At 47.2% G+C, this 6,537-nt stretch carries 6 protein-coding genes; 3 read left to right on the top strand and 3 right to left on the bottom strand.

The window, feature by feature from the left end:
* Positions 1–906: 906 nt before the first annotated feature.
* Positions 907–1,776, bottom strand: coding sequence for a flagellar protein MotY (gene motY / locus ACRCZA_RS06360; protein ID WP_438673618.1), 870 nt, complete (start codon positions 1,774–1,776; stop codon positions 907–909).
* A 141-nt stretch (positions 1,777–1,917) separates the two neighbouring features.
* Between motY and rnt the strand changes: the two genes are divergently transcribed.
* Complete coding sequence (rnt, locus tag ACRCZA_RS06355; protein WP_438673617.1) at positions 1,918–2,589, top strand: ribonuclease T; 672 nt, start codon at positions 1,918–1,920, stop codon at positions 2,587–2,589.
* Between the two features lie 81 nt (positions 2,590–2,670).
* On the opposite strand, the gene ACRCZA_RS06350 is transcribed toward rnt, so the two are convergent.
* A complete protein-coding gene (locus ACRCZA_RS06350) occupies positions 2,671–3,276 on the bottom strand; it encodes a peroxiredoxin (protein WP_438673616.1) in 606 nt (201 codons plus the stop codon).
* A 364-nt stretch (positions 3,277–3,640) separates the two neighbouring features.
* Here ACRCZA_RS06350 and ACRCZA_RS06345 point away from each other — a divergent pair, with 364 nt between their 5' ends.
* Positions 3,641–4,960 (top strand): Na+/H+ antiporter family protein, encoded by a 1,320-nt coding sequence (locus ACRCZA_RS06345; RefSeq protein WP_438673615.1) that lies wholly within the window; start codon positions 3,641–3,643, stop codon positions 4,958–4,960.
* 176 nt (positions 4,961–5,136) lie between these two features.
* Here ACRCZA_RS06345 and upp read toward each other — a convergent pair whose 3' ends face one another.
* Positions 5,137–5,763: a uracil phosphoribosyltransferase gene (upp, locus tag ACRCZA_RS06340; RefSeq protein WP_438673614.1), complete on the bottom strand. Its 627-nt coding sequence runs from the start codon at positions 5,761–5,763 to the stop codon at positions 5,137–5,139.
* Positions 5,764–6,056: 293 nt separating this feature from the next.
* Here upp and purM point away from each other — a divergent pair.
* A partial coding sequence (gene purM, locus ACRCZA_RS06335; RefSeq protein WP_438673613.1) for a phosphoribosylformylglycinamidine cyclo-ligase occupies positions 6,057–6,537 on the top strand: 481 nt, incomplete at its 3' end.

Raw genomic sequence — 6,537 nt, 5'->3', positions numbered from 1 at the left:
GTTTCAACTAACGATGCTTGCTCAGTATGTGGGTAATTCCATTGACTCTGACTCACGGGCGCCGTCGCCGCGGACTCGTCAGTATTGCCACTTTGACAGGCGCCAAGGCTCAGCCCCAGTGCTGCAACTACCAAACCTTGCGCGGCAAGGCGAAATCGATATGCCATCTTTTCACATCCTTTTTTTATGGTTATTGGCGTAACGCCTTTATTTCAGTCGGTACTATACCGCAAAATTTCTACGGAAAATGCCTGCGATTACAAGAAGATTTTTTCATGTTGCTGCCAAACCCAACAAAGCGATAACATTACCCGCCTGCTTTTCCGCTTTTTTATGCATAAATAGTGACTGTTCAGTTACTTATCAACCTAAATAATGCGTTACGTGAGCGCGATCACTTAATTAAGCATTAGATTTGCTAATGTATCTGGGCAATTTTTCTCGTTTGTTATATCGGCGCTAAGCTCTTAAAATTTACGTGTTTTCAGGAGATGTCTGCGTGCAGATATGGAAAACAAAGAACTTTTAAACTGATGTGTTCCCAACACTTTAGTTTCATCCCTGGTTCTTATGCTTGACTTCCTTCCTTCAATTTGTTGATTGCAAATGCATTATTTTTGCGGCCCGCTTAGATTAAGTGGGCTTTTTTTTATGCATAATCCGCGGACATTTCTTGTAGATACTGGCGGCGCCATTTACCACGCTGCGAATGCGAGCACTGAGTCTCGTAGACTCAGTATCAACAAAAACGCCAAGTCATTGACTTGGCGTTTTTGTTAATATCCGCGTTTGCGCTTATTGCAGCGCTGTACTCTTTATCACAACATTAGTGCATTAGTGCATTAGTGCGCTATTTATCGTTAACACAACCGATTCATCAAGTGCGCTATCAATCAATAAACGCACTCAAATGGGTTTACTTAGGCGGATCACCACCCGGCGGTTACGGGCGCGTTCTTCCACCTCCTCATTCGAGGCGACATGACGGCGTTCACCGTGGCCTACCGTAACAATCCGTTCTTGGGCAATGCCGCTGGCCATAAAAAATTCTTTTACCGATTGCGCGCGCGTATCGGACACCTTCTGGTTAACTGCACGTCCACCATAGCTGTCGGTATAAGCATCGACCAACACAAGTTCCACCTCGGGATCATAGGCTAAGTATTCCTGTATCCGCGATAATTGTTGCTGAGAAAAACGGGTTAAATCGGCGCCGCCAACCTCATAATTTAATACCGTAAACGCAATATCTTCAAAACTATAGGGTAATAGCTGTGATAAACAGGCCTTGAATGCCGAATATTGACGACCAAAATTTGCCGCAGATAACCCCACGGCAATTTTATTAGACTCGTTATACCAATCGGCGTAATAAAAGGTAGGCTGCATACCTCGGCTCAATTCTGCCAGCATCGACCATGCCGCGTTTTTAGGCACTTCCCCATTAAAATACCGTTGATAACGCAATGAGGTAATTTCTTTTGACACAACGCCAGGACGCCACTGGGGTGCCCGGCTAATCAACTTCGCTTGAGTCACCTGTTCGGGTTTGACCCACATATCTAACGTAAAATTCAAATTCAATTCTTTACCGGCTGCACTGGTAAATATGGCTTTACCATAGGCAGGAATATCATGCTCAAGACGGCAAACAATCGGTGAATTCTGCGCAAGACGCCATTGCGACTCATCTAAGGAGGCCACATAGTGACGCAGCTCCGCCAGCGCGCTGGCAGGAACGCACAAAATTGATACTAAAATCAGTTTTCGCCACATCGACTTTACTCATCTTTATCCATTACATGGCTTTATCGGCAAACTTTTTAGTTCCTTTAGCTCATAAAATCACCAATCAAACATGACAGGCCCGAAGGCATTTAGCATAATAGCCGCCTGTGAATTTTACTGGGTACGTTAATGAGCGACATTTGCGACGCTAATATATTGAAACACCGATTTCGAGGCTATTTTCCGGTAGTCATTGATGTCGAAACCGCGGGCTTCAACTCACAAACGGATGCGTTGCTGGAAATAGCGGTCACCCTTCTCAAGATGGATAATCAAGGTGTGCTCGGGATAGATAAAACCCTGCATTTTCATATTGAACCCTTTGAAGGGGCGAATCTAGAACCGGAAGCCTTGGCCTTTAATGGCATCGATCCCCATAATCCATTACGGGGGGCTGTCACTGAAAAAACCGCCTTTTTAGAGATTTTTAAAGCCGTAAAAAAAGCGCAAAAGGACGCCCAGTGCCATCGCAGTATCATCGTTGCCCATAATGCTGCGTTTGATCATGGCTTTGTCAGCCAAGCTATCGCCCGCTGCGATTTAAAGCGCTCGCCTTTTCATCCCTTTGCCACCTTTGATACCGCATCACTGGCGGGGTTGGCGATCGGCCATACCGTGCTGGCCAAGGCCTGTATCATGGCGGGGATCCCCTTTGACAATAAAGAGGCCCACTCGGCCTTGTATGATACCGAGCGCACCGCCGAGCTATTTTGCTATATCGTCAATCGCTGGAAGGCCTTAGGCGGCTGGCCATTATTAGCGCCTATGGCTGCAGAGCCCGAAGCACACGCAAAGGATTAAGCCCATTGTTTGCATCAGGTAAAAGGGATCGCAAGATATAAAAAAAGCTGCGAATTCGCAGCTTTTTTTAATATCAATTACTTATAGCGACGCAGCATTTGCTGACAGATATGCTGCCACACCTTCGGTGCTCGCGCTCATGCCTTTATCACCTTTTTCCCAACCCGCTGGGCACACATCACCATATTCTTCATGGAATTGCAGCGCATCGATCATCCGCAGCATTTCATCGACGTTACGACCTAATGGCAGATCATTCACGACTTGATGACGCACCATCCCTTCTCTATCAATCAGGAAAGAACCGCGGAATGCCACGCCCGCTTGTGGGTGCTCCACGTCATAGGCTTTACAGATATCGTGTTTAACATCAGCCACTAAGGTGTATTTCACTTGGCCAATACCGCCTTTTTCAACGGGAGTGTTACGCCATGCGTTGTGGGTGAACTGAGAGTCGATAGAAACCCCAATCACTTCTACTCCACGCTTGGTGAACTCCTCCATACGGTGATCAAAAGCGATCAACTCAGAGGGACACACAAATGTAAAATCAAGTGGGTAGAAAAACACTACCGCTGCTTTCCCTTTAATCGCGGCAGTTAAGTTAAAGCTATCGACAATTTCGCCTGAGCCTAATACCGCTGCAGCAGTGAAATCAGGCGCCGGACGACCAACTAATACGCTCATTGTATTTCTCCATCTCTGTGTTGAATTAACGCTAAAGTAAGCTCCAGCCACTTTGCTGCGAAATGATTAAAACATCGAACGCAGCAAACGGGACTCCACTCAACATCCCACGACTTAACATTTTGCTTAAGAGTGCAACGCGCTGAAGATAGGGGCTTACCAATCAAATCCTTAGGCATTATAAGTCCTAGATCCTGTCTGACAACCTATTTACGTCTCATCTTGAACACATTCGCCTAACAGAGACAAATCAGTGCATTTACATTTGCAGATAATTTTCAGATAACGCCCCGGCAAACTGGACAACGACAGGCTTTGCAGTCAAAAATAGCCCCTTTGACCTATAAAATTTAAGATATTGACAATGAATGCAGTCGTAATTGCAGTGTGCTTGATGCTAGCACTCAGTTTGGCACGGGTGAATGTGGTGATCGCCCTGACCATCAGCGCCCTCGTGGCAGGACTTGTGGGTGGAATGGATCTGCATCAAACGATCGATGCCTTTAATGTTGGTCTGGGCGGCGGCGCGCAGATCGCCCTCAGCTACGCCCTACTCGGAGCCTTTGCAGTAGCCCTCTCCCATTCAGGGCTGACGACACTTATCTCCAAATCGATTATTGTCAGCCTTGGCCAACAACCTACTCATCAAAATACCCGCTGGATCCGTTGGCTATTGCTACTGGCGCTATTGGCCATGTCGATGGCATCACAAAATATTTTACCTATTCATATCGCCTTTATTCCGATTTTAGTGCCGCCACTCCTGCATATCATGTCCAAACTGCAGCTCGATCGCCGCTTAGTCGCCTGTGTGTTAACCTTTGGTTTAGTCACGACTTACATGATTTTACCTATTGGTTTTGGTGGAATTTTCTTAAATGATATTCTGCTCTCTAACCTGACGACCAACGGCTTAGCCGCACACCGTGAGCAAATCCCCGCCGCGATGCTCATCCCTGCAGCGGGAATGCTAGTCGGTTTACTCTGCGCCGTATTGATCAGTTACCGCAAACCAAGGCAATACGATGAAGCCAAGGTGCTGGCGGCCGAACCCGAAGAAACCCTTAATAAGCGCAATATCGCCATTGCGGCACTGGCGATTTTAGCCACCTTATTAGTGCAGCTGCAAACCGATTCGATGATCTTTGGCGCCTTGATAGGCTTTATGATTTTTAGTTTTTCTGGGGCATTAAAACACGTCGCCGACCAAGATATTTTTAATCAAGGTGTGCGTATGATGGCCAATATCGGTTTTATTATGATTTCTGCGGCAGGTTTTGCCGCGGTGGTGAAAGCCACCGGTGAAGTAGGCACCCTTGTTGCGTCCCTAAGTGGCATCATTGGTGATAATAAAGCCCTTGCCGCCTTTCTAATGCTGCTGGTTGGGCTGCTCATTACCATGGGCATTGGTTCATCCTTCTCCACCATTCCGATCATCGCCACGATTTATGTGCCACTGGCCTTAAGTTTTGGCTTTTCAATCCCGGCGACGATTGCCCTCGTCGGCACCGCGGCGGCCCTCGGAGATGCCGGCTCGCCCGCCTCCGATTCGACTCTCGGCCCCACGGCAGGATTAAATGCGGATGGCCAACATGATCATATCCGTGACAGCGTGATCCCCACCTTTATCCACTACAACATTCCGCTGTTAGTGTTTGGCTGGATTGCCGCGATGGTACTCTAATTGGCCTGATTATCACTGCTCGTGGTAATCCGCAAATTAAACAAAAAGGCCGAGTCGTGAGTGACTCGGCCTTTACTTTTTCATTGAGATCTTGGATCGATGTATTAAATCCCGTCCCATTCACTTACACGACCATTGGCCCAATTACCTTGGGCGCACGTTAACCGTCGGTCAGATTATTTAGTGCCAAAGATTTTATCGCCTGCATCACCAAGGCCTGGCAGGATATAACCCTTTTCGTTTAAACACTTATCGATAGAAGCGGTATAAAGCTCGATATCAGGGTGCGCGGCTTCTAAGGCTTTAATGCCTTCAGGCGCAGCCACTAGCACTAAGGCTTTGATTGAGGTGCAACCCCGTTTCTTCAACAAATCAATAGTGGCGATCATTGAGCCGCCTGTCGCCAACATAGGATCAACCACCAGCGCGATACGCTCGTTCAAATCACTGGCAAGTTTTTCAAAATAGGGCACAGGTTCTAAAGTTGTTTCATCGCGGTAAATGCCGACCACGGAAATACGCGCACTCGGGATATGCTCAAGCACGCCGTCCATCATCCCAAGGCCTGCCCGCAAAATCGGTACCACAGTCACTTTTTTACCTTTGATTTGATCGACTTCTACCGGACCATTCCAACCATCAATGGTCACAGTTTCCGTTTCAAAATCTGCCGTTGCTTCATAGGTAAGTAGGCTGCCAACTTCTGCGGCAAGTTCACGGAAACGTTTTGTGCTGATCTCACCTTCGCGCATCAAACCAATCTTGTGGCGCACTAACGGGTGCTTAACCTCGACAACTTTCATTTTTTTCTCCTACTCTTGTTCGCGTCATTTTAGGCAAATTTTTTAAATTTTAGATGATTTGTTTATTAGGTAAAACATAAAGTTTTGCTTGCCGAGCTAATCGTGAACAAGCTCCCAAGAATGCATTAAGACCAAGACGAAAACAGGGGCAAAAACACAAAATTTCGCGCCGCTAGCACTAAAAATTCCCGTTAGCGGGCATAAATCTAAATCATGGCTTTCGACCCCTAGCACAAGCTGATAGAATACGGCCGCATAAAATCCAATAACGATGTACCCAAGAGGTCCCCCGCGTGAGCACTCCTACCCCACTGAGCTATAAAGATGCCGGCGTTGATATTGATGCTGGTAATGCACTGGTAAGTAACATTAAAGCCGCCGTTAAACGTACCCGTCGCCCCGAAGTCATGGGCAATTTAGGGGGGTTTGGCGCACTGTGTGAAATCCCAACCAAATACCAACAACCTGTGTTAGTTTCTGGCACCGATGGCGTCGGAACTAAACTGCGTTTAGCGATTGATTATAAAAAACATGACACTGTCGGTATCGATTTAGTGGCCATGTGTGTAAACGACTTAATCGTGCAAGGCGCTGAACCGCTGTTTTTCCTCGACTACTATGCAACGGGTAAACTCGACGTTGAAACGGCGACCTCGGTCGTCAATGGTATCGGCGAAGGTTGTTTCCAATCCGGTTGCGCGTTAATTGGCGGTGAGACCGCTGAGATGCCCGGTATGTATGAAGGTGAAGATTACGATCTGGCCGGTTTCTGTG

Origin of the sequence: Shewanella sp. (assembly GCF_051658185.1) — a bacterium.
Taxonomy (GTDB): Bacteria; Pseudomonadota; Gammaproteobacteria; order Enterobacterales; family Shewanellaceae; genus Shewanella.
Note: the sequence above shows the minus strand (reverse complement) of the source record. Positions and strands in the feature narration are given on the sequence as shown.

Coding starts and splice junctions, on each gene's coding strand:
- motY (WP_438673618.1), bottom strand. CDS start 1,776: ATGTGGCGAAAACTGATTTTAGTATCAATTTTGTGCGTTCCTGCCAGC.
- rnt (WP_438673617.1), top strand. CDS start 1,918: ATGAGCGACATTTGCGACGCTAATATATTGAAACACCGATTTCGAGGC.
- ACRCZA_RS06350 (WP_438673616.1), bottom strand. CDS start 3,276: ATGAGCGTATTAGTTGGTCGTCCGGCGCCTGATTTCACTGCTGCAGCG.
- ACRCZA_RS06345 (WP_438673615.1), top strand. CDS start 3,641: ATGAATGCAGTCGTAATTGCAGTGTGCTTGATGCTAGCACTCAGTTTG.
- upp (WP_438673614.1), bottom strand. CDS start 5,763: ATGAAAGTTGTCGAGGTTAAGCACCCGTTAGTGCGCCACAAGATTGGT.